The organism is Flavobacterium sp. FlaQc-49 (assembly GCF_044005985.1).
GTDB lineage: Bacteria > Bacteroidota > Bacteroidia > Flavobacteriales > Flavobacteriaceae > Flavobacterium > Flavobacterium cupriresistens.
The window spans coordinates 32,282-55,836 of the sequence record NZ_JBIPCS010000015.1; the positions used below are offsets into that span (position 1 = coordinate 32,282).

At 35.1% G+C, this 23,555-nt stretch carries 26 protein-coding genes; 25 read left to right on the top strand and 1 reads right to left on the bottom strand.

Annotation, left to right across the window (positions count from 1 at the left end):
* The first annotated feature begins 18 nt into the window (after window positions 1-18).
* From ACHRV3_RS20995 to ACHRV3_RS21050, 12 genes are all read left to right on the top strand, one after another.
* Entirely contained in the window at window positions 19-1,203 is a 1,185-nt protein-coding gene (locus tag ACHRV3_RS20995) for a hypothetical protein (RefSeq protein WP_395435519.1), read from the top strand.
* A 43-nt stretch (window positions 1,204-1,246) separates the two neighbouring features.
* Window positions 1,247-2,263 (top strand): hypothetical protein, encoded by a 1,017-nt coding sequence (locus ACHRV3_RS21000; protein WP_395435520.1) that lies wholly within the window; start codon window positions 1,247-1,249, stop codon window positions 2,261-2,263.
* A 338-nt stretch (window positions 2,264-2,601) separates the two neighbouring features.
* Window positions 2,602-3,294 (top strand): hypothetical protein, encoded by a 693-nt coding sequence (locus ACHRV3_RS21005; protein ID WP_395435521.1) that lies wholly within the window; start codon window positions 2,602-2,604, stop codon window positions 3,292-3,294.
* 31 nt (window positions 3,295-3,325) lie between these two features.
* On the top strand, window positions 3,326-4,468 hold the full coding sequence (locus ACHRV3_RS21010) for a hypothetical protein (RefSeq protein WP_395435522.1): 1,143 nt from the start codon (window positions 3,326-3,328) through the stop codon (window positions 4,466-4,468).
* 330 nt (window positions 4,469-4,798) lie between these two features.
* A complete protein-coding gene (locus tag ACHRV3_RS21015; protein WP_395435523.1) occupies window positions 4,799-7,126 on the top strand; it encodes a pyocin knob domain-containing protein in 2,328 nt (775 codons plus the stop codon).
* A gap of 394 nt (window positions 7,127-7,520) precedes the next feature.
* Window positions 7,521-7,715 (top strand): hypothetical protein, encoded by a 195-nt coding sequence (locus ACHRV3_RS21020; protein ID WP_395435524.1) that lies wholly within the window; start codon window positions 7,521-7,523, stop codon window positions 7,713-7,715.
* 76 nt (window positions 7,716-7,791) lie between these two features.
* On the top strand, window positions 7,792-8,262 hold the full coding sequence (locus ACHRV3_RS21025) for a hypothetical protein (protein WP_395435525.1): 471 nt from the start codon (window positions 7,792-7,794) through the stop codon (window positions 8,260-8,262).
* 20 nt (window positions 8,263-8,282) lie between these two features.
* Window positions 8,283-8,840, top strand: coding sequence for a DUF6046 domain-containing protein (locus tag ACHRV3_RS21030; RefSeq protein WP_395427809.1), 558 nt, complete (start codon window positions 8,283-8,285; stop codon window positions 8,838-8,840).
* Window positions 8,833-10,134, top strand: a complete 1,302-nt coding sequence (locus ACHRV3_RS21035) for a hypothetical protein (RefSeq protein ID WP_395435526.1) — start codon at window positions 8,833-8,835, stop codon at window positions 10,132-10,134. The genes ACHRV3_RS21030 and ACHRV3_RS21035 overlap by 8 nt, the downstream gene beginning before the upstream one ends.
* A 10-nt stretch (window positions 10,135-10,144) precedes the next feature.
* Complete coding sequence (locus tag ACHRV3_RS21040; protein WP_395435527.1) at window positions 10,145-11,143, top strand: hypothetical protein; 999 nt, start codon at window positions 10,145-10,147, stop codon at window positions 11,141-11,143.
* Window positions 11,144-11,145: 2 nt separating this feature from the next.
* Complete coding sequence (locus ACHRV3_RS21045) at window positions 11,146-11,778, top strand: DUF4280 domain-containing protein (RefSeq protein ID WP_395435528.1); 633 nt, start codon at window positions 11,146-11,148, stop codon at window positions 11,776-11,778.
* A gap of 11 nt (window positions 11,779-11,789) precedes the next feature.
* Complete coding sequence (locus ACHRV3_RS21050; protein WP_395435529.1) at window positions 11,790-12,770, top strand: hypothetical protein; 981 nt, start codon at window positions 11,790-11,792, stop codon at window positions 12,768-12,770.
* A 163-nt stretch (window positions 12,771-12,933) separates the two neighbouring features.
* Here ACHRV3_RS21050 and ACHRV3_RS21055 read toward each other — a convergent pair whose 3' ends face one another.
* Complete coding sequence (locus ACHRV3_RS21055; protein WP_230002843.1) at window positions 12,934-13,737, bottom strand: S24/S26 family peptidase; 804 nt, start codon at window positions 13,735-13,737, stop codon at window positions 12,934-12,936.
* A gap of 465 nt (window positions 13,738-14,202) precedes the next feature.
* Between ACHRV3_RS21055 and ACHRV3_RS21060 the strand changes: the two genes are divergently transcribed.
* The 13 genes from ACHRV3_RS21060 to ACHRV3_RS21120 all read left to right on the top strand — a co-directional run bounded on the left by ACHRV3_RS21060 (window position 14,203) and on the right by ACHRV3_RS21120 (window position 23,536).
* Window positions 14,203-14,778, top strand: coding sequence for a hypothetical protein (locus ACHRV3_RS21060; protein ID WP_395435530.1), 576 nt, complete (start codon window positions 14,203-14,205; stop codon window positions 14,776-14,778).
* A gap of 104 nt (window positions 14,779-14,882) precedes the next feature.
* Complete coding sequence (locus ACHRV3_RS21065) at window positions 14,883-15,062, top strand: hypothetical protein (RefSeq protein ID WP_131701558.1); 180 nt, start codon at window positions 14,883-14,885, stop codon at window positions 15,060-15,062.
* Between the two features lie 292 nt (window positions 15,063-15,354).
* Window positions 15,355-16,674, top strand: coding sequence for a DUF2586 domain-containing protein (locus ACHRV3_RS21070; RefSeq protein WP_395435531.1), 1,320 nt, complete (start codon window positions 15,355-15,357; stop codon window positions 16,672-16,674).
* A gap of 140 nt (window positions 16,675-16,814) precedes the next feature.
* A complete protein-coding gene (locus ACHRV3_RS21075; RefSeq protein WP_035684757.1) occupies window positions 16,815-17,240 on the top strand; it encodes a hypothetical protein in 426 nt (141 codons plus the stop codon).
* A gap of 473 nt (window positions 17,241-17,713) precedes the next feature.
* Window positions 17,714-18,058 (top strand): hypothetical protein, encoded by a 345-nt coding sequence (locus ACHRV3_RS21080; RefSeq protein WP_047778700.1) that lies wholly within the window; start codon window positions 17,714-17,716, stop codon window positions 18,056-18,058.
* Between the two features lie 41 nt (window positions 18,059-18,099).
* On the top strand, window positions 18,100-19,044 hold the full coding sequence (locus ACHRV3_RS21085) for a hypothetical protein (RefSeq protein WP_395435532.1): 945 nt from the start codon (window positions 18,100-18,102) through the stop codon (window positions 19,042-19,044).
* A gap of 422 nt (window positions 19,045-19,466) precedes the next feature.
* Complete coding sequence (locus ACHRV3_RS21090) at window positions 19,467-19,949, top strand: M15 family metallopeptidase (RefSeq protein ID WP_395435533.1); 483 nt, start codon at window positions 19,467-19,469, stop codon at window positions 19,947-19,949.
* 4 nt (window positions 19,950-19,953) lie between these two features.
* Complete coding sequence (locus ACHRV3_RS21095) at window positions 19,954-20,418, top strand: hypothetical protein (RefSeq protein WP_395435534.1); 465 nt, start codon at window positions 19,954-19,956, stop codon at window positions 20,416-20,418.
* Window positions 20,419-20,423: 5 nt separating this feature from the next.
* Window positions 20,424-20,756, top strand: coding sequence for a hypothetical protein (locus ACHRV3_RS21100; protein WP_047778696.1), 333 nt, complete (start codon window positions 20,424-20,426; stop codon window positions 20,754-20,756).
* 256 nt (window positions 20,757-21,012) lie between these two features.
* Window positions 21,013-21,300, top strand: a complete 288-nt coding sequence (locus tag ACHRV3_RS21105) for a hypothetical protein (RefSeq protein WP_047778695.1) — start codon at window positions 21,013-21,015, stop codon at window positions 21,298-21,300.
* Window positions 21,287-21,589, top strand: coding sequence for a hypothetical protein (locus ACHRV3_RS21110; protein WP_047778694.1), 303 nt, complete (start codon window positions 21,287-21,289; stop codon window positions 21,587-21,589). The genes ACHRV3_RS21105 and ACHRV3_RS21110 overlap by 14 nt, the downstream gene beginning before the upstream one ends.
* Window positions 21,590-21,792: 203 nt before the next feature.
* The gene (locus tag ACHRV3_RS21115; RefSeq protein ID WP_395427798.1) at window positions 21,793-22,863 is read left to right on the top strand and encodes a hypothetical protein; all 1,071 of its coding nucleotides are present in this window, start codon (window positions 21,793-21,795) and stop codon (window positions 22,861-22,863) included.
* 13 nt (window positions 22,864-22,876) lie between these two features.
* Window positions 22,877-23,536: a hypothetical protein gene (locus tag ACHRV3_RS21120; protein ID WP_047778692.1), complete on the top strand. Its 660-nt coding sequence runs from the start codon at window positions 22,877-22,879 to the stop codon at window positions 23,534-23,536.
* Window positions 23,537-23,555: the final 19 nt, after the last annotated feature.

The following is a 23,555-nucleotide window of genomic DNA, read 5'->3' on the forward strand; positions in this document are numbered from 1 at the left end:
CTTAAAAAAATAATACCTATGAAAAAAGCAATTATACTATGCATTTTAGCCATCGGAACGATCGCAAATGCTCAAAACCAGATTACAACAAAACCATTACAACTTAATTCTGTGCCCATCGGACTACCCACAGATCAACTACTTGTCATTGGAGCGGATAAGGTGGTAAAAAAAGTAAATGCTCTTCTAATCGATGGTAGTGAAACAAAGATACAGGCAGGAGCCAACACCACTATTACAGGAATGGGAACTATTAACAACCCCTATATTCTTAATGCTTCCGATGGGTCTTCTTCTCCCGTAAGCGCATCGGAATCGGGAATTGTTGACAATACAAAATTACAAGAACTGGGTGGAGTCGATAAATTAATTAATAACGTTAGAATTGGACAAGGAGAAGGTACGGGTACTTCAAATACAATCCTCGGTGTTAATGTCCTCTCTGTAAATACAACCGGATCGGATAACACAGGTGTTGGATTTGGAGTTCTGGAATTTAATACTGTAGGGGAATCAAACACCGGATTAGGAAATTTCGCTTTACATGCCAACACAACTGGCTCTTATAACGATGCATTTGGAGGTAAAGCATTAGGCAAAAACACGACCGCCAGTGCAAACACTGCATTCGGTGGATATGCATTAGCCGAAAACCAAACATCACCTTATAATGTAGCCATTGGATGTAAAGCTCTGTCTACTATGATATCAGGATTAGGACAATCTACCGCTATTGGAGCCTACTGCATGTCTGATGCTACCGGTACAGATAAAAATGCAGCAATCGGAACTTATGCTTTACGTTACAATACATCAGGATTTTCTAATACGGCTATTGGACATACTGCTTTAGGTTTAAATACATCAGGAAATTCAAATAATGCAGTAGGTAATTATTCCTTAGGCGCTGTTACTACAGGAGCGGCTAATATTGGGATTGGAAAATTTGCAGGAAGATATGTTACAACAGGAAGTAGCAACATTTATATAGGATCTGAAGGAGCTGTAGCTGACGCGGCCGCAAATAGCATTATTAACATAGGAAATAAAATTACGGTAAGAGGCACAAAAGTATCTTTGATTGGAACAATGAATATAGGAACAGCACCTCTTTATGAGAACAATACAGCAGCTTTAGCAGGCGGTTTGACAGCAGGTGATATTTATCGTACAGCATCGGGAGTATTAATGATTACTTATTAAATCATTTTAACTATTAAAAAAACATGATTAATTTCAATATAATATGGCAGGCATACTACAAAATACCGTTTTCGGAAAGAAAAACTATAAAAACAAAATAGAATACAATCTATATTTCAAAACTAAATCAAATGCTGCAACTTATTCTATTAATTTCCCAAAATATACCAAAACTGTCGGTAAAATAATTTATGTAAAAATTGTAGGCATGGTCAGCAATCATGTTTATTATAATGGTTTACATACAGATAATCAAACTTTTGATTTATCGTATAACAATATCAATGAAGAAATAGGATATTACATTTCGACAAAAGAGTTTTATACAAATTTTATTGACTTAAATAATAAAAGTATTACCTATATCAATTTCAGCATAATTATTACTACATGGGATTCTTCCCAGCAGTTACTGAATAATGACATCACAACAACTATATATGGTGGTTTTCATAATAATTCGACACTAGCAGGATATGATTTTAATAACAATGCTAATTTTACAAAAGACTTATTACCACCTGATAATGTTGGAAACATTAAGATAAAATCTCTCGGTCTTTCTAAAACTAAAATTTATGATGTCACTGAAATTTTAGCTGATTATCAAAATTTAGGATATTTATCCATTGGAAATGCTACAGATGTTTTTGATTTTACGGTTCCAATATCACATCCTAAATTAAATAGACTAGATTTAGATTTTATAACGCAAAAAATCCCAGATCTAACGTTTAAGAATTGCCCATCGTTAAAAAATTTAATCGCTGTCTATCCTAGAATATTCAACATATCCATAGAAAATTGTCCTGTCCTTGAAAGTATTAGCAATTGGGGAAACAAGGATATTTCTGACATTAATAGAATCGGCAATAGCAAGTTTAAAGGATTAGCTATTAGCCCCAATACATTTACACCTAAAATTAAAGATAAAATCATAGACTACTGTATTTCTGATGAGGTTTTGAATGGAACTTTATATATTGGAACAACCTTTAACGCTCCAACAAATACCGAAGGATTGACCACACTTCGTTCCAGAGGATGGACTATCCAATAAAATCAAAGGTGTAATACATATACTTCATCCTAATATTGCCTAAATAATTTAAGAATAAAAAAATTGGTAATTAAAATCTTCTAACTTTTTATCTATCAATCATTATATGCTGTTTTTTTTCTACTAAAACTACTGGAAACAAGAGTTGTATATTACTTTTTTCTCTTTTCCCCAACTACCTTATATATCCCAAAATATCAAATACCAGCATTTTATAATGCATTCCAGTTTACAAAATTAAATGTTTTTTTTCGCAAAAACATTGACTCTGGCGCTTACATAATAGCGCACTAATCTTACAAAAAAACAATTCAATTAACTATTAATTCCAAAACAGTATGCCAACAAACATTAATATCATTTTAAGCTGGTTTAAAACCGGCAAAAAACCAACTGAAAAACAATTTTGGGATTCCTGGCTAAGTTTCTGGCATAAGGATGAACAGATTTCACAAAAAAACATAACCAATCTGGTGGATACCCTTAATAATAAAGTAGAGACCGATCTATTTGATAGTCACCAAACAGATGAAACAGCACATGCCCAATTATTTGCAAAAACTAAAATTGTCAAACCCGGAGAATTTATCGTTTTTAAAGTTGAACCAAATACAGCCGATTATTTAGAAATAGACGACAGTGTGATTGGTTATTGTCAAGACAATTTCCTTTGTGAAGCAACGTACTACGGTGGAGATACCAGTTTGATGACCAGTTTTACCAAACTAAACAATAAAGTAGGCAGAATTGTATCATTCACTTCCAATGATTCAAGTAATGATGACTTTATCATTTATGAACTTAATAATGAAGTATTACTTAGATCTCATAGCTGCGGTGCGTATAGTGGAGTCTATCTTATGTACAAAAAACCGGGAGAACAAGGGTTTTCAAACGCATGGTTTAATGGCACTTATCCGAAAACATGGGTAACCTGGTTTGAATTTACTGCGGGTACAGTTATTAAATTAATAGATACGATTGGTGGCTTGGAGGATTCGGAAGAATTTATAATTGGACAACCGGAATAAACCAGAACAAAACCTTAAAAAAATAATACCTATGAAAAAAACAATTACACTATGCATTTTAGCAATCGGAACGATCGTAAATGCTCAAAACCAGATTATAACTAAAAAATTACAACTTGATAATGTGCCCCCTGGGAATAACACTGAAAAAATTCTTGTCATTGGAACAGATAAAATTGTAAAAAAAGTCGATATCCCTGCTGCTGCCAATGGTAGTGAAACAAGGATACAAGCCGGAACTAATATGACTATTACAGGAACCGGAACGAACTACAACCCTTATATTATTAATACTTCCGGTGGATCTTCTTCTGCTCCCGTAAGTGCATCACTACCGGGAATTGTTGATAACAAAGTATTACAAGAATTGGGTGGAGTTGATAAATTAATCAATGGGATCAGAATTGGAAAAGGTAATTCCAACGTTTCTAACAACACTGCAATAGGCGTAAACACGCTAAGATCTAATACTACCGGAGAATATAATACCGCAATTGGTTTTCTTGTCTTAGAATATAATACAACAGGAAAATCAAACACCGGGCTTGGAGTTGGGGCATCTTATTATAATACTACCGGATATGAGAACACAGCCTTAGGCCATCAAACTTTAAATTTTAATACTGTTGGAAGTGGTAATACCTCTGTAGGATTTCAAAGTTTAGTTCGAAATTACGCAGACCAAAATACTGGAATAGGAACCTATTCCTTATGGAGAAATACTACAGGTGTCAGAAACGTAGCGCTCGGATATGGCTCGGGAGTCGGCATATCTTCAGGATCGGGGAATGTAATAATTGGTACCTTAACACCTACTGCTGATTATAAATTGACCGTTAGTACGGGTAGCAATAACTTAGTAATAGCCCCAAACGGCGGTATTTTTAATGGTATAACTACTGGTTCCGGAAACATTGTCCTTGGAAAAGCAGAAGGATTGCCGGCGGCTTTAGAGAATAATATTGTAATTGCTAACGGTATAGGCCAGATAAAAGCTCAAAACAATGGCACAAACTGGACGTTTAACGGGCAAATCAATAAAAGTGCCTTTGATACCGCCCCAGTCTCTGCAACTGCTCCGGGCACACTTGGGGAAATTCGAATAACAACAACTTACATCTATGTTTGTACAGCAACAAATACGTGGGTTCGTTCTTCTTTAACAACCTGGTAAAATAGTACAAAATTTAGACTTGGTTGTGTCCTATTCTTGTAAAAACTACTTCCACATTTTACTGCATTAGAGCTATCAATAAGGGCATCATTCTCAGAGACAGCAATCTAAAAAATCAGCTAAATCATTAATTTAACTAAACTCAAAGCCAGACTTGGAGAATTAAAACCTTCTAATGCTGGCTTTGTTTTACGTTTTGAACTCCCGGAGAAGTTTAATTCCATCCTTTTGAGATCAATTTTCTGCAAATAACGGCCATTCTGAGCCCCATAAAAAAGCGCACTAATCGTACAAAAAAACAATTCAATTAACCATTAATTTCAATGTAATATGATAACAAACATCAATACCATTTTAGGCTGGTTTAAAACCGGAAAAAAGCCAACCCAAAAGCAATTTTGGGACACCTGGCAAAGTTTTTGGCATAAAGACGAACAAATTCCTCAAGCCAAGATAACCGATCTAACGGACACACTAAATGCTAAAACAGAGAAAGTACAGTTTGAAGCCCACAAAATCGATAAAACCGCACACGCTTTTTTGTTTGAAGCTAAAGAAGATAAAACCCAAAAAGGTAGCGCTGACGGTTATGCTCCATTAAACCATTTTACAAAATTAGCGAGTCAATATTTAGACATTGTGAATGATTTGATTTCCGGTGGTTCTGCTTCGCTTTTAAGTGCTGAACAGGGTATGATTTTACAACAGCAAATTAACAATATTACTATTTTACTGGCTTCAGACAATAGTAATCTGGACACAGTTCAAAAAATTGTAGATGCCATTGAAACTATCCAGGCTACTTTAAGTACTATTTTGGTAAATGATCTCACGAGCGGTGGAGCTGCAAAAGCATTAACTGCCGAGATGGGAAAGCTATTAGAAAATAAAAAAGTAGACAAATCTTCTGGTAAAAGTTTACTTGCTGATGCTGAAATCACCAGACTTGGTACACTTGCAAATTACACTCATCCTGTTAATCATTCCCCTGATATTATTACTCAGAATCCCAATAATAGATTTGTAACAGATGACGAGAAAACGACTTGGAATACAAAACAGCCCGCATTAGGTTTTATTCCCGAAAACGCTGCAAATAAAAATATCGTTAATGGTTATGCAGGGCTTGGTGCAGACGGAAAATTACTTTCTTCACAACTTCCTGCCCTGACTATAAACAACACTTTTGTAATTGCTTCCCAAGCAGAAATGTTGACTTTAGCAGTCGAAACCGGAGATATTGCAGTTAGAACCGATTTAAACAAATCTTTCATTCTAAAAGGAACAAATCCAACCGTACAATCAGATTGGCAGGAATTACTTACTCCTACCAGTGATGTTACAACAGTCTTTGGCCGTAATGGCGCTGTTACCTCCCAAAACGGAGATTATACGGCTAATCAGATTACAGAAACGGCAGAAAGAAAATTTCAATCGGCAACGCAACAAGCGTTTAATGATGCTACTTCCAGTATTCAGACACAATTAGATGCAAAAAAATCCAACGCCATCCATACAGGTGATGCGACCGGCGAAAATATTTTAACGGTAAAAGGAATTAATGGAACTTTACTTTCAGGAATGGCAACTGGTATTTTAAAGAATACAACGTCTACCGGAGTTCCTGTTATTGCCCAAGTTCGAACAGATTATGCTGAACCTACAACAGCTCTGGAAACCGGTATTCTGAAAAACACCACTTCCAGCGGAGCCCATACCATTGCAGTAGCCAGCGATTTTCCAATCTTAAACCAAGATACAACTGGCACAGCCAATAACGCAACAAATCTTGCCGGACAACCTGCCTCCTATTACGCACCAATTTATTCCCCTAGACTTTTGGGGGCACCAACAGCAATAACCCCAGCGCCGGGATCCGATTCCAGTCAAATAGCAACACTTGGTTATGTTACCATTATAGATAGTGACAATGTGAAGAAAACCGGAAGTCAAACTATAAGTGGTCATAAAACTTTTAACAACTTTGTAATGCTAGATTACGGTACGCTTTTTCTAAAACGACCAGACAATTCTGCCTACAATATGTTAACTGCAATAGAGGATGGAATGCTGCTTAGCCCCAATTCTAACGGTAATTTTAAAACTGAAATAAGCTCCCATGGAATAAAATTTGGCAGATCATCGGTTCAGGCAGAACTTAATACCGATAATTTAACCGCCTCAAGAACCTTTCTAGTACCGAACAAATCCGGAACATTAGCCTTGAAAGATGATTTTATAGTAACATCTCCCGGTAACACCGTAAATCCGGCATTCATAATCCCAAACGGACAGTTAACCACGACTCCGCAAAATGGAGCAATAGAGCGTGACTCTAATGGAATATTATGGGAAACTCATGCCGGAGTAAGAGATAAAATAAGCGTACCTGACGTTCCATACAAAAGTATCACGAATCTAAACACTTTATTTACGAGTTACAGACGAAGTTCGGTCAACACCTGTCAGGTACATACCGAAAGTGCTTTTTGTCCTGAAACAGGCACCTCCGCAACCTGGGGAATACTAACCAGTTGTAAAACAGATGACACTGAAGATTACGGAACCCAAACCTATGTATCAATGGGCGCAGTACCTAATACTTATGTTCGAAATTGCAAAAATGGAGTCTGGTCGGCGTGGATAAAATTAAGCTAGACATCAAATCCAAAAACAAATAGCTTCTAAATAATAAAAAATAGTGCATCAAAGTCTATTCGAGCTTTTAAGCTTTCTTGTAGACTTTGATGTACTTTGTTTGTAAAAAAAAATGGTAAATATTGCAAACTAACGCAATTCTAAATCCAACAACCACTACAACATAACGCACTGTTAACCAACAACAAACAGTTACTATTTTCTACTGAAACTACAGAAACCAAAGGTTCAATTTTTCTTTTTTTCTCTGCTTGTGAACTACTTTTACATACGCTAATGCTACTGTCAGTACGCCTGACAAGAGCAGTCATTCCCTTTCATTTTCAGCTTATTTTAAAGCAAAACCTCAACAATTGTAGATCAATTTTAATAATCAAATAACAATAAACTAATTATGGATTATACACCAAAAGACCTAGGAGAAACTCCTAGACCACCGGACATGAGTGCTTTTAAAAATCCCTTGGCACAACCAGCACAAGGAAACATTTTTATAGACAGTTTTACGATTAGTCCTTTAAGCCCAACTGAAAAAAAGGAAAGCTTGTCTGAAGCCATAAAGAAAGAAAGCAGAGACAGCGCTATTTAGAGTCAAATGCTGTAAAAAACTTTTAGAGCTACTTCCGGTTCCCCTTAAAACGACCTAATCTATAAAATCATAAAAAATGCCAGACGAAACTTCCCTTCAAAAACTAAAAGAAAAATACGGAACGGTATTAAAACTTACTTCCGACGATCAATCGACCACTGCTTACTGCAAAAAACCATCCTTTACTACATTTCTAAAATACCAAAAGATATACAAGGACAATCCGCATGAAGCCATCTTGTATTTATTTAAAGAATGTGTGCTTGAAAAAGAAAATTTTGAAGACGAATTCATGCTTTCTTCAGGAAATTCGCTTGTAGCCACGATAAAAGCAGATAGCGAATTTACAATCGATGCCACACCCCAAAGAGATGAATTTAAAAAGTCGGCTGCCCTTATCAGACAGGCTTTTCAGGTAGATCCCTATCAATTATCGATGGACGAGTTTTACAAATTACTCGAAGAAGCACTGTGGCTGCAAAAACACAATGAGATAAGACTGGAAAATACCTTTATCACAGCCTTTGCTAAAACATTTTCAAACTAAAAATAAAAAAATAAATACGTATGAAATTCAATTTTAATGTAAACGAAATTTTAGACTCCAAAGACAACGAATATACCGGTATTAACTATAACGAATCGGAATCGAAAGATTTTATTATAGACAAAACGGGCGGTGAATTTAATCTGAGAGTTTTTGCTCCCTTGGTTTTCGAACCTCTGGTAAAAAAAGATCTTACCCTTCCCAGCTTGCGAATCGATGCAGTTACCGTTAATCTAAATCGTTCAAAAACCATAAAAAAAGAGAGCATCGAAGGAAGAGATTCAACGATCAAAGAACATATTACCAATGGCGATTTTAGTATTTCTATTGACGGATTGATTGCGAATGAAAAAGGGGATGAATATCCAAAAGAAAAACTTTTTTTATTGAAACAATTTCTAAATGCTCCCTATTCCTTAAGAATTACGCATGCCATTTTGAATCGATTTGGAATTTACGAGTTAGTAATTGATTCCTACTCTATCCCTTCTATTTCGGGAACAAAAAACATTCAAAAATTTACTGCCAGTGCGACCTCAGATGAAACCGTAGAACTAATAATTAGAGACAATGTTTAAACTAAATGCTAAAATTAGAGTCTACGAAACGGTAAAACTTATCCCAACTCCGAAGTTCTACGAATTTACCTATGTAAAAAATGTAGACATCAGCAGTTCGTATAAATCGCTTACCGATACGGCTACTCTTATAATGCCAAAAAAAGTATATACCGATACCAAAGATTTTGATCAGAATCTGTTTTCGAATGCAAGTGGTAAGGAAAAATCAATTCATGATTTTTTTAAACTGGAAAATTTTATAGAAATATTTTTAGGCTATGACGGCGATTACAAATCTGCTTTTCGAGGGTATATAACCGGAGTGCAATCAGACATCAATGCGACTATATCTTGTGAAGACATGATGTATGCTTTAAAAAAGATAAAAGCAGTAAAAAATGATGATGTTCAGAATCCGAATGATGTCCTTAATGTTGTTGCGGCAAACCCTACTATAAATGTTGAAAATTTTAATCCTAAAACGTTCTTCGAAAAAAGAATCAGAGAGCTAAAACTACCTTTTAAAGTAAATGCGCTTAACGAGGAATTAGGTAACATCATGATCAACAGAAACCATAGTCTGGCACAAATATTTGAGATGCTGAAAGATCGCGGGATTTTCACCTATTTTAAAATCGAAAAAACAGGGCCGGTACTTACCATTACCAATAATCCACAGCAATATACGGCGACTGAATTAGGAGGTTTTATCGATCGAAATTTTATTAAAAGTCCATTAGTAGGAGCGATTACAAAAAAACTAATCAATAAAGGTCTTGACTTGTTAAGTTCCCAATTAAACAAAGTAATGCAAGTCATTCCCGGAGGTTTTTTAGGAAAAGCACTTTTCAGGTTTCATTACAATATTATAGAAGACAAATTAGTAGTAGTGAACGAGTCCACGAAGAATACCCGTACACGAGTAGAAAAATACTTTAAAAACTCAAACACTCCCATTTATATTGAATTAGGCGACCCAAACGGACAGTTAATCAAAACCCATGTATTGCATAGTGATACAGATGAATTGCCTACAGATCCAACGGCTTTTAAAAAAGCTGCTGCAGAAACTGCTGCAGAATTGTTCCAACATGCCGCTTTCAGAGCAATGGGATCTAAACCAAGTGGTTTTGAAGGTTCTTTTCTCACTTTTGGCGAGCCGTTTGTGCGTCCTACAGATAAAGTGATTCTTGAAAATGCAAAGGATATTGAAAAAAACGGAACTTTTCAGGTCGAAAAAGTAGAACGAAGTTATGGCGAGAACGGTTACAGACAAAGGATTTATATAGGTAGAAGAGTCGAAGCAATATAAAAATACACAAATGGAAAATATAACAGATCTAGTAAAAAATGTTGCTGCTAAAAATCAACGTATTGAAACTTTTGCGGCAAGAGTCATTGAAATAAACAAAGAGGAAGCATCACTTCATAATCCCGAAGATGCTTATACCGTCAACATCATGCGAGGCGATGGCGCCATACTTAAAAATGTACGACTAAAAGCCTCCATTCAGGATTTAGAGCACGGAATTATCACAATTCCTAAAAAAGACAGCTGGGTTTTGGCTACTATAATAGATGGAGTTGAAACCCGTGCCTTTATTTCGCAATATGCTGAAGTCGACAGAGTAATGGGGCGCATACAAGCCACAAGTGATCCCAAATTGTTTTTTGATTATAGCGCCGATGGTACCAAACTGCATATTCGTTACATGAAAACGGATACCGAAGGCGAAAGTAATGAGGCCAAAATTACAGATGTCGCTAAAATAGAGTTTGATAAGGACCAAAATTTTAAAATCAGCTACTTTGATGCTGACGAAAAACCATTGGCCGTTACCCATTTTTCGCCGGACAGTTTGACAGCTACTTTTAATTCTGTTGAAAACAAAGAAGTAAAAGAACGTTTGGCTTTGGCAATAGCAAAAGATACGGTTTCCTTAAAATTTAAGAATAATCAAGGTAAAGAATTAAACTCTTTGGTCGCAACACCCGAAAAGTACGCCATTTTATTAAAAACCGATCAGGATAAAAAACAGGCTTCTTTAACCATTGAAAAAGAAAAAATAGCCGGTTATCTGTTCCAAGAGGATGAACTCAAAAAATTGGCATTTGAACTCAATGGCGAAAGCGATAGTATTCGATTAAAAAAAGACGATAACAATTTAATTGAACTAAAAGGAAAAACAGCCATTACCCTAAAAACCGAAGGCGATATTAACATCGAAGGGAAAAACATAAATATGAAATCTACCGAAAAAATAAATATCAATGCTACCGGTGATACAACTATTAGCGGAGCCAACGTAAAAATCAACTAATTATGGCTACCAAATATGTATGTGATGGTGCTTTATGTATGTGCGATAGCGGTAATGCAGTAGGCATCTTAGAAGTAAAATCTCAAAGCACCGTTTTTATTCAGGAAAAATTAATGGCTACAGACGAAGAAAAAACTTTCACAGCTCCTTTTTTCGGAAACTGTTCTAAACAAAATAATAAGCCGTGTACTCCTAATATAATAACTAAATGGGAGAAACCCGCGACCAATGTAAATGCAAACAATAAAAAAGCGCTTTTAGAAACTTCAACTTTAAAATGCGAATTTAAGGGCGAAATCAAGATCACAAATCCGCTTCAAAATGGGCCTAAAAAAGTTGTATTTGATGCTTATGTACCACCAACAGTAACTCCCTTAACAAAGGAAATTGTAAGTGTGAATTGGAAAAATGCAGATTTAGACCAAGATATTGATACAGCCTATATTGGAGATAAAGTGAGCCTGGTTGTAAAAACAAAAAACTACGCAGAAGGAGAAACAGTGGTAATTGTAATCGACGAAGTCGATGGCAAAGATGTCAAAACAAATACCAAACTAATAAAATTCAGCGGAGAGGTCAATGCAGATGGTCTTGCCATTTTAAAAGAAGAAATTGCAATTGAAACCGTAAACTAGTAACAAACAAGATGGAAAGAACATTTAGAATTAAAGAAGTTAACGGCGATACTGGTTTTCAAGATCAAACATTAGTTGTAGAAAAGAAAAAGATAAATCTTTTAATTGTTTTGGAGTTAGGAGGTACAACACAATTTTCAAGAACTTATAATGACCTCTGGACCGTTAAAAAACTAGATAGTCTGGCTAATCTAAAAGAAATTAATAATCTTGGTGATAGCAATGAATTTGAAAATATTTGCATTGTACATCATGGAAATATCTTCTCCGACACTTCTAAAGGTAAAAACAGCAGGGCTATTTTATTTTCCAACAAAATTCGCGAAATAAAACTCGTAATTTCTAAATTAGGAGAAATTCCCGTTACTATAGATGATGCATATGCTTTACGAGTATTCGAAAAATCAAAACTTCTGTTTAGCAAAAACGGTCCGGATGAATTAAAAATCAAAGCTTGTTTGGGCTTAAAAAATTTAATAAACAGGCTACCGGATGGTGGTACTTTTATTTCGGTAGCATGTAAAGAAGCCAACGATTCCGAATTCTTAAAAGAGCTTGCTGATTTTACAACTAAAAACATTCAACTATTTGGCAATACAAATTATTCTCTTATTGATGACGGGAGTGACTACAAATACAATAAGCTGGTCCTTTATAACTATCGTTCCATTTTAAACACTTATTTATCAACTGCCTGGCAAAATCAGAACGGTTGGATGTATTATGACACTGGTTTAAAAAAGTTAGTTCTTACTAAAAAAGAACTTTGGTTGTACAGTACAGGAGAAAAAATATTTGCTTTGTTTAATAGAAAAAAGGAATTAACAAGGGAACAAATTGACAGAGATCATTATGCTCAACTATATTTTTCAAAGGAATACGAGAAATTCCACAAAAAAAATGTCAACACCATTACCTATGAAAATTGGAAGAAACAAATGGAGAAAAAATACTCTGATTTTAAACCTGCAGTATTAAATCCAAAAAAGTAACTCTTTCAATCAGATAGACACCAAATAATCAAAGCTTCAAAATACCGGATTTGCTGCTTTAAATAACTTCACAATAAAAAACACTCCACTTCACTTAAAAACATCTAAAATAAACGAGGCTATCAAAAAGTAATTTTTAGATAGCCTCGTTTTAACTTTTGTATCAATTCAGTTTTTTCTTTAAAGTCTCTTCCAATTCGTAGAATTTACTTTCAAGTGTATGTAGTTTTTCATAAATATTAATCGGATCCGGCATTTGTTTGGAAGCATACATGCTTGCGTACCAAACCTCTAAAATATCCTCGGCATAAATCGAATACATCGGATAATTCCCGTCTCTGTTGTCTGATTTAAGGATTAATTTTCCACTCTCTCTGATTCGGTTTAGGACCCTTTTTACCACAACTCCGTCGTTCTTGCTGATAATAACATAAATCCTTCCGTCGAGTATATCATCAAAATTATCAACGTATTTTCCAAAAAGGTAATCGCCGTCGTGTATGGTGGTTGACATCGAATTTCCTTTTATTTCAAAACATCTGTAGGTTCCGTTTTTTAACATTGGCATGCTAAAGGAAGGAAGACTCTCCATATATTCCGGATCAGAATAACCGTCTAAATAACCGGCGCGTGCCTTCACCCCTATAAAATTAATATTCTCGTCTCCTTTTTCATTTACCGTTATAATCTTAGGTAATTTTAAATTGACGTCATTACTATTTGTTGCAGTCACAAAAATCTCTTCGCTGTCACCAAAAAAATATTCCGGATTTACATTACAGTGTTTAATTATACTATTGATCAGATCGAAGCCCGGTTTAGTTCTTTTCCTGTTTCCATCAGATTGTAATCTGCCACCAGTAATACTGTCTATTGTAGTACTGGTTACTCCTATTAACTTAGCAAAGGAATTATTATTCAGATTCATCTCGTCTATAATACGTTTTATTTTAGCGTGTATTTCCATCTTATCATTGCTTTATGTAATATGTTTTTATTTCCTGTAAAACATTCCACTATATGTTGCAAAAATAAATAATATATGCTTAACAATTGTCTTTCTTTCTCTTTTTTTTCATTAAACACTTAATTATCAATACTCCATTACTCTTTTTCTTACCTGATTTCCGTAATGCAAAGCTGACTAAACTCGTACTAACTCACTGATACAAAGCATTTACCTGCAATAAGATCAAAATTTCATTTTTATTTTTTCCTGAAACGAAATAGGTACAACTTTTCTTAAACCCTACTATTTCAAGAGATAAAGAACTCTTTATTGTAGTAAAGTACTGTATTAAACAGCCTTTTTTCAGGTCAAAAAACAGCAATTAGCAGGCTTATCATATTACTGAAACTATTGCATTTTTTATGTAATATGTTTGCAATATCCAAACATATGTTTTATATTTGCTTAAAAATAATCCAACATATGATTTTAAAAGATTTTTATAAAGAGAAAAAGAGCGCCATCGAAACACAGTTTATTTCTGATGCGCCAGTAGTTCATTTGTATAGTGATGCTATTTTTAAAACCACTATCGAAAAACCTTTAGTACTGTTTAAATACAACAATGTAACCTGGGAGACCTCTTCTGAGAAAAATTACAAAGCTGATGTTTCTTTTTCTCTCTATGTTGTGATGCCCGTTGGTATTATTTCTTCAACAAGTTATGAAGCGGCATTCGAAATTGCAGAGCGTATCGACAAGGCCATCTTGACTGCCAGTACCAGTACCAGTTTCATCGATACCAATTCAACATTTAAAATAAACGAAAAACAATGCAACAATGATCAGGTGTATTGGAATAAAAACGACCATTTCATCTGGCAAATAACCTATAAAACCACTTTAGTTGAAAACATATTAAAAAAGAAATACATCCTTTTCAACAACGGACTAAGTAATGAAGCACTCGAAGATCTTGGTTACGACCTCACCAACGGAATAATCGAAATAAACCCAAATAAAGTGAGTGGCACTGTAGAAGTAACAAACAATATTTAATCTGAATTTACCAGCACATTAAGTTTACAGAATATAGAATAAAGCTTGCGGCCTAAAGCCTACACCATAAAAAAACTAACCCACTACCAATTAATACCACAAATATGAAAAGAAGCAGAACACTATTAGACAAAAGAAGAGATTATGTGATTAACTACTTAAATAGTAATCAGGCCAAACAAATGAAGGTTGTGGTCTCTGAACTTTCCGATACTTTGTTCTTGACAGAGCGCACGATTTATACCATTATAAACGAAGGTCTTTCTTCTGAAGCCAGAGCTTAAACCACTGAAACTACTGGCTTTGCACATCTAAAAAATTGGAAAAAGCGATCTTAAGCCTTAAATTTGTACTCGATATCAAAAGCAAGTTTATCTCTTGGCCAAGAGTAAAATCCAACTAAAGAATCCGTTGTTACAAAGGGTTCAAAAGCACCAATCTTTTTTAGATTACAATTCAATTTTAAAACAATAATTCACTGACAATAACCAGTTTAACAACTTGTTACGGCCATTCTTATGCTTCATTTCAAGCAAAAAACAAAAATATTTTTTAAACAATTAAACTATTTATATTATGAGTACATTAAACGATGTAGTGATTAGCAAACTATCAGGCGGATTAGGAAGAAGAACTCCGGAACAGGACATGGTTTCAGGATTACTTTTTGACGGAGTTGCGACTGCAACATTAGCATTAGACAAAATAGAGCGTTTAGCTTCATTAGAGGATGCGAAAGCGTTAGGAATTACGGCTGATTATGATGTAAATGGACAATCGGCATACTACCAAATTCAACAATTCTTCAGAATGAATCCTTCAGGAGACTTGTATATTTTAGCAACTACTGCCGATTCATACCCGGCTATCGCTGAAAAAGCAATGGAAATGCAAGAACTGGCAAATGGAAACATTCGTCAAATGGCAATAATTTTTAGCGGCAGTGCATCAGCTAAAGATGTGGCAGCTGCAGCCAGAACAGCACAAACACAAGCAGCACTTGGTTATAAAGACTATATGCCTTTTGAAGTTATTTTAGAAGGAAAAGGTTTTATTGCAGCAGAAGCTACTTCTTTGGATACATTGGGTGCAGAAAATGTATCTGTTGTCGTAGCCATGGATGCCGAAAAAGCATTTGAAAAAAAGTTAGTTCAAAAAGATACTTTAAAACTTTATACACTAGCTCCAAATGAAACAGTGGCTAAAGGAGATGATGAAGGTATTTATTTCGTATTTGATGATCAAAACGAACCTAAAAAAGTAAATGGAGTCGCTATTGAATTCATTTACACAGATTCATACAAAAATACCGCAGCGGTAGGATTGGCATTGGGAGCTATCTCCAGAGCAAAAGTGTCTGAGAACATTGCCTGGATCGAAAAATTCAATCTTACAGGTGAAGGTTTTGCAAAAGCAGGTTTTATTGGTGGGCAAGAAATTAAAACGTTGGGGACTTTAGAAACGTTAAACGAAAAAAGATACATTTTCGCCAGAACCCATACTGGTTTACCGGGTCTTTATTTTAATGATAGTCATACTTGTATTGCAGGTACTTCAGACTATGCTTATGTAGAAAACAACCGTACAATCAATAAAGCAACACGTTTGTTACGTACTGCCTTATTACCAAAATTAGCTTCTCCGGTTTTAGTTGATATCGATGGTAAATTACCACAATCTGTTTCAAAAAGCTTCGAAGGTTTATGCAGAAGCGCCTTAGAAGGAATGGTAGCCAATCAGGAAGTATCTGCATTTGATGTTTATGTAGATCCAAAACAAAACATCCTGGCTACTTCAGAATTAAAAGTAGTTGCTGAGATTACACCGGTTGGAACGGCTCGTAAAATTAAAGTTGATTTAGGATTCAAAAATCCTTTTGGAATTGACAAAGCCTAATTGCTTTTCCAAATTATAATTCACAAACAATAAAAATTCACATCGGATAACGTCAGTCTTCAATTGCAACAAACAACTGAAGAATGACGGTACTCCCCGATCGTTATCAGGATCATTAAAAAATAAACAAAAGCTACATTATGAATAAATTACCATTAATTAACGGACAACAACACAGCTGGTCATCAATTGAAGTAAGTATTGCAGGGAACATCGTTACCGGTATTACCGCTGTAAACTATAGCGATTCAGTATCTAAAGAAAACCATTATGGTGCCGGAGATATGCCAGTCCACAGAGGTAGAGGTAAATATGAGGCAAAAGCTTCGATTACGTTATACAACTATGAAGTAGAAGCTATTTTGGCCGCTTTGCCAAAGGGACAAAGATTACAGGATATCAATCCTTTCAGCATCATCGTAAGTTATTTAGATGACAGTAACGAGGTGATTACACACACCGTAAGAAACTGTGAGTTCAACTCAAACAGCAGAGGAATTAGCCAAGGAGATACTAAAATCGCCGTTTCTTTTGATTTGATCTGCTCTCACGTTGAATGGAATTAATCCACTTGATAAATTCCTAAAATTATAATTCCCCCTTCCCTTCCTCTAAAACCGACTTCAAAGAGAAACCCAATATTCAACTGCGTTACGCAAAAAAGAAGTTCAAGGAACATGATTTTTGCAAGCAAACTATTCTACCAGCTCTTGATTGGTCCGTTTTAGATTGGGAATCTACTTCAGGAGGCTGCTTTGAGCTTATTTAACTCCAAAAAAATAACTCTGGCGGCCTCTTTTTTTTTCAGGTTTCAGGTTTCACGTTTCATGTTTCATGTTTTAGGTTTTAGGTTTTAGGTTTGATGAAAATGTTAATGAGAAAGCAATACCAATACCTTAATTATTTAAAGAATCATATTCCTCGTGTCGGATAGCATTCTTATGCCTTTGTATTTGCTTGTGCAACTGCAATTAACAACAGACACCCATAAATCAGACAGTACTTACCCTATCATAAAAACAAATAAACACCTTTCAAAATGGAAATAACTCAACCCAAAACAGCCGATGTTCTTGACGGAAATATTACGCAGGCACAGTTAAACCAATGGAAATACAAACATAAAAAAGTAATCAAACTTACGATCACAGATGATGACGGGACTATACTGTTTGCTTATTTCAAAGTACCGGACATCAGTATTCGTTCGGCGGTATTGCAGGCTTCTAAAATGGATGAATTTAAGGCATTGGAAGTTTTATTCAAAAACTGTTACCTGGGCGGTGACGGCAAAATCGAGCAAGAAGACGATTTACGTCTCAACATTACCACAGCATTTTCAGACCATATACAACCAAAACCTGTAAAAGTAGAGGTGTTGTAATCGCAAAATTCCTTTCTGTCTTTCTATAAAACTCCATCCTAATGATTATTCGAAACCATAAAATAAATTTAAAAGATACTAGTCCGGCAGAAATGGCAAGACTGAGACAAATTATTCTTGGCATTTGGCGTCAACAGGTGGAAGACGAGAAAAATGCTGTCGAACTGCTTCAAAATGCTAAAAATTCTCAAATAAACAATCCTGCGAATCTTACTGCAATTACAAAAGAGAACGAAATTTCATCTCATAACAGTACTATTCCCCAAGTAACATCGTCTCAAAATAATACTATCGTTTCTGATGACCTTGATGACATGGCACCAGCGATTGAACGCCCAAATTCTTACAACGGCGTGCTCGGAAAAGGGGATTGGAAAGAAGATGACAGGATTACAAATAATTTAGTTTGGCAAAATGCGAATCATTTTAATCTTCAACAAAAAAACGGTGAATATGCCTATAAGACCATAGAGGAACGAGCAGGCTTTTACAAATGGTTTCAAAAAACGACCGAATTAAGAGGTTACGAAACGAAATGGGCAGGCGCAGCATTTGTTGTTGCTGCCCAGATGTCCAATATTCACAGTATCAACAGTTCTCTTATTGATAATGATGTGGAATCCGATATAAAAGCGTTTGCAGAATCTGGCAATAAGGATATTTTTAATAATGTTTTTAAAAAATTAAGAGACTTATACAATGGCCCCGTTTTAAAAGGCCAGACCGCAAAAAACTGGGATACGGTAACGTTAACCGTTGAACAAAGAGATATTGTTGGTCCAACTTATTTTAAATATCAACGGCTAAACCCAAAGATTATTCAAGTTCTCTCAAAAATGGCAAAAGGGCAAGGTCTTTTTGGTATCGGTGTAAGTCCTGAACTCAGATTCGATGAGCATAAGGATATAATGGATTGGAAAAACAGATTCAACCATGGAATGACAGTAGCAGTTCCATTTTGGAATAAATATTATTCTAAAAAATAATTTAGAAATTATCCTTTTAAGAGCCATCAATTAATTGTCTATTGCTAATTTTTTCAACTAAATACCCGTTTTTCCACTACAGAAAAACGGGTATTTTTTTATCTTTTTTCTGATTTAAAAGCTCTGAAAATAAAATCAAAAAACCGCACTATCACTTACTGAAACTACTGATTTACAAAGCCAAATAATTTTCAGAACCCCCTATTTCAGCGTATTTTTACACTGTTCTTTACAACCATTTGCTCCAGATCGGATGCGACCCTAAAAAAAGAGCTTTTGAGAAATTTATTTGTTGCCTGGTTTTAGTCGAAAATAAATTTCAAACACAAATAACCTTATCGCCAAATCAACATCAGGATTGTTTTCGAACAATCGGGATGGTTTCTTGCGCTTAAAACCTGAAATCATTACTAAATACAAATATGGATCAAACTACAAAAAAACACATTGATTTGCTTCATCCTACCGTGAGGGAAGAAGTTACCAAAATTATTGAGGAATGCGATCTTGCCCTGACCGGAAAAGCTAAAGTGCGCATTACACAAGGACTCAGAACTTTTTCGGAACAGGACGATCTTTATGCTTTTGGACGAACCAAACCTGGAAAAAAAGTAACCAATGCCAAAGGAGGTCAATCGATTCACAATTTTGGCTTTGCGGTAGATATCTGTCTTATTATAGACGGCAAAGTTGCTTCATGGGATACGGCAAAAGACTGGGACAACGACCAGATTTCGGATTGGCAGGAATGTGTGAAAATTTTCGCCAAATACAACTGGAACTGGGGCGGCGACTGGAAAACCTTTAAAGACCTTCCACACTTTGACAAAAAAGGATGTGGTGACTGGAAACAACTCAGCAAGTTAAAACGAGACAAAAAAAACTATGTAATCTTATACAAGTAAACAGATGAAACATTTGAAATTACAACTTATATCTTTTCTAATTGCTTTTGTAATGACTTCCTGTGTTTCGACAAAAACGGCTTTATACGATTTGTATTCACATCAAAAAACGACCGCATTAAAAGTACCAATCACTGCCTTAATGAGTAAGGCCAATACGCCTTACGCAATGCATAAGGAGGAAGTTGAAACAGTATTGCTTGACATTGAAAAATTAGCAGAATACGAAAAAAACAAACCTCATAATGAAATCACTTTTGCGATGTGGAAGTTGCTCACCGATAAGGAAAAAAATCTGTTGACCGGTTTTTTCAAACATTGGGAAACAAAAGGCGTTTTGTCACAGGGTTTTATCGAAGAATCCAAAAAACAGCTTAGTGATGCTTTGGATTTACTTATTCAATATGAGATTAAAAAAGACAAAGAATCGAAGGATGCTCTTTTAGATTTAATTAATGGTAAAACTTAAAACTTATGGATAACGATAAATTAATAGAAGACTTAAAAAAACAGTTAAGGATTCTTATAACAAAAAGTTACAAAGACAGTAAATCTGAATTGGAAAAAGACCTGAATCTTTTTTTGGAAACCTCTAAAGAAAAACTCGAACGCTGGGTCACTTTGTATGCTTCTGCAGCCCTGACCGAAGAAGAATTTGAATGGCTCTTAAAAAGTCAACTCGATTTATTGGTTTTACAAGCCTTGCAAAACACCGGGATCTCTAAAATAAGATTGAATGCCATTAAAAACAACATTATAAAAATGATTCTTAAAGTCATTCTTGAATTCGTACTTCCCCGAATTTGACCCTCCTATTTTCGAATCAAAAAAAGCAAAAAAGTTGCTAAAAAAAGTTGCTGTTACTACGAATAAAAGCCGTTCTAAAACAAAATCAAACTTACTGAAACTACAGATTAGTCTCACTAAAAACCTTGGCAAAGGGCAAAGCATAGCTTATTTTTACAGTATCAAATAAAAATCATCTTTAGGATGTAGCGCGCAGATTCTAAGACGATTTCATGAGCAGAATTAATCAAAAAAAAACAACAAATAGAACCGAAATATGAAAGATTTTATCATAGAAGAAGACTTGCTGATTGCAGGCGAAGATTTTGTCCTTGAAGTGGCAGATCAGCAAAATCTGCAACATCTGCTACTAAGTCAAAAAGGAGGCTATAAAGAGTTTCCGATACTTGGAGTAGGTATTAAAAAATACATCAATAGTCCTGATGCCACTTCCAGGCTAAGATTAGAAAACGAAATAGATAAACAATTAACGTATGACAACTTTCATGTGACAACACTGGATGTTAACGATTTACAAAACATTAGAATCGATGGGAACTATTAAACCACAACAAAACCAAAACATTTTCGACATCTCCTTACAAGAGTACGGTAGTATCGAAAAAGTCTTCGACCTTTTAGAAGACAATGATCAATTTGATCTTACAGAAGATATTTCTGTTTACAAAGATTTAAAAACGGGCAGAGAAGCTTTTAAGAAAGATATCGTCGAGTATTACAGTTCCAGAAATTTAAAGCCCGCAACCGCTCTTACCGAAGAAGAAGAGTATTTATTGGATAAATTCTCAGGAATTGATTATATGATTATTGAAGACGATTTTATCATTTATTAAGAAACAACCTTAGCTGTAATTACCTGAAATAGTGCTTCGAAAACAACTCAATTGACAGCTACTACCAAATCTTTAACGCCCTTTTTTAGAAATCTCTAAAAAGAAAACTACTTCTCCGTAGTATTTACAAAACAAACATAAACAAGTATCTATAAGCATATTACACATGTCTTACAGGCTAAACTATATTAAAAAATTAAAATATGGCACGTACAATTGCTGAAATACAGAATGAAATTCTGTTAGAGAAAGGGAAATATACTTCCCTGAACAACTTAACACAATCAAAGACAAGTGTCTGGAATCTTTGGGTCAATATTGTGGCTACGGCTGTTTGGTTACACGAAAAAATCGTAGAAAAAAATGCCTTAATATCAAGGCCTCATACCTTAAACTGGTATCGCGAACAGGCATTAAACTTTCATTACGGCACCCCTTTAGACCCTGATTCCAGCAACGGAATGTCACTCGTTTGGAAAGAGGGCTCGTATCAATTTGACACCACTGATCTTAGTCCTGAACAAATTGAATCGTCTAAAATAATAAAATATTGCGCCGTAAGTGAGGTTGACTTAGGAACCATCCTTGATACCGAAAAAAAACCTGAACAAATTTTTTCGGACTTCTTCCACAACAAAATCGGGGTTGTTTTTATAAAAGTCGCTACGGTAAAAGGAGATCAGATCGCCAAAATAGATGTTCCCAACGAACTTTATGCTTTTAAAGAATATATCGCCAAAATTAAAGATGCAGGAAATCAGGTGCATATTACTTCAGATCAGGGTGATATTCTGAAATTAAATTTAAATGTTTATATCGATCCTTTGCAAATTTATATTAACCCGAACGATATTGAATACAATCAATTAAAAAGTTTAACGGGTATCCTGACACCGGAGCAGAAAGACAAATTGAAGAAATATGAATTGGAGGGTTACGAACCGGACTCCAAAAACGGCTCATTGATAACAGATAACGAGACTTATCCAATACTGGAAGCTGCCAAAGAACATTTAAGAAATATTGAATTTAACGGTGCCTTTGTCAAAACGTATCTCGTTGATGCGCTACAGAAAGCCGCTGGCGTTAAAATTCCAATATTAACTAAGCTCCAAACCAGTGTCGCCCAAAATCCAAATGATGAATTGGCTCCTGAACTTTACGATGTTAGTAACCTGGAGTATTTCATTCCTAAAGCCGGTTATTTTGATTTGGATACCCTAACGGTTGAGGTAAACTACATTCCTTATAATTTCTACCGAGATAAACAATAACCTAATATAGACAATGAATAAATACACCACAGTAAAATGGGAAAAGTTATTGTTATGGCTGATCCCCCCGGTTCTTAGAAAACAGACACATTATCATTGGCTTAATGTTTTACTCTCGCCTATCGCTAAGATTTATGAAGAGACTCTCTATAAAATGCAGCATACCGGTCAGATTATCTATCTGGAGAAAGTACTCAACGAGACTTTTAATGTGACCAAAAATTACAATCCTAATTTAAGTATGGAGCAAAAAAGACGGGAGGAGTTTATTTATATAGACGAATCGGTCAAACCTACCATACAGTATGTCTACCTGAACAAAGAGTATTACGAACCGGATAAAGTTTTATCAACTCCAACCTTAAAAATCTTTAAATTATCGATTCCGCTGTTAAAGATTTTTGACCGCAATGGGTATAAAAAAAGAAACAATAAACCGGTTTATCTGGCTCATCGAAGCGATTACACCAAGATAAGCTACGCCAATTTCAGAGTTTTTATACCGGAAAGTTTACTAAAAAACGGAACCATCGTCTGCGAAGCAAACAGAGACGCTTCTCCTCACAAAACGGAACCTATAAAAGTGGCCACTATGGCCTATCACAATCTTCTTAATTTTTACAGATTAGCCGGTAAAAGTTATGAAAGCTATTCCTATGAGCCGGAAAAATAAACTAGAGATTATAGAAGCT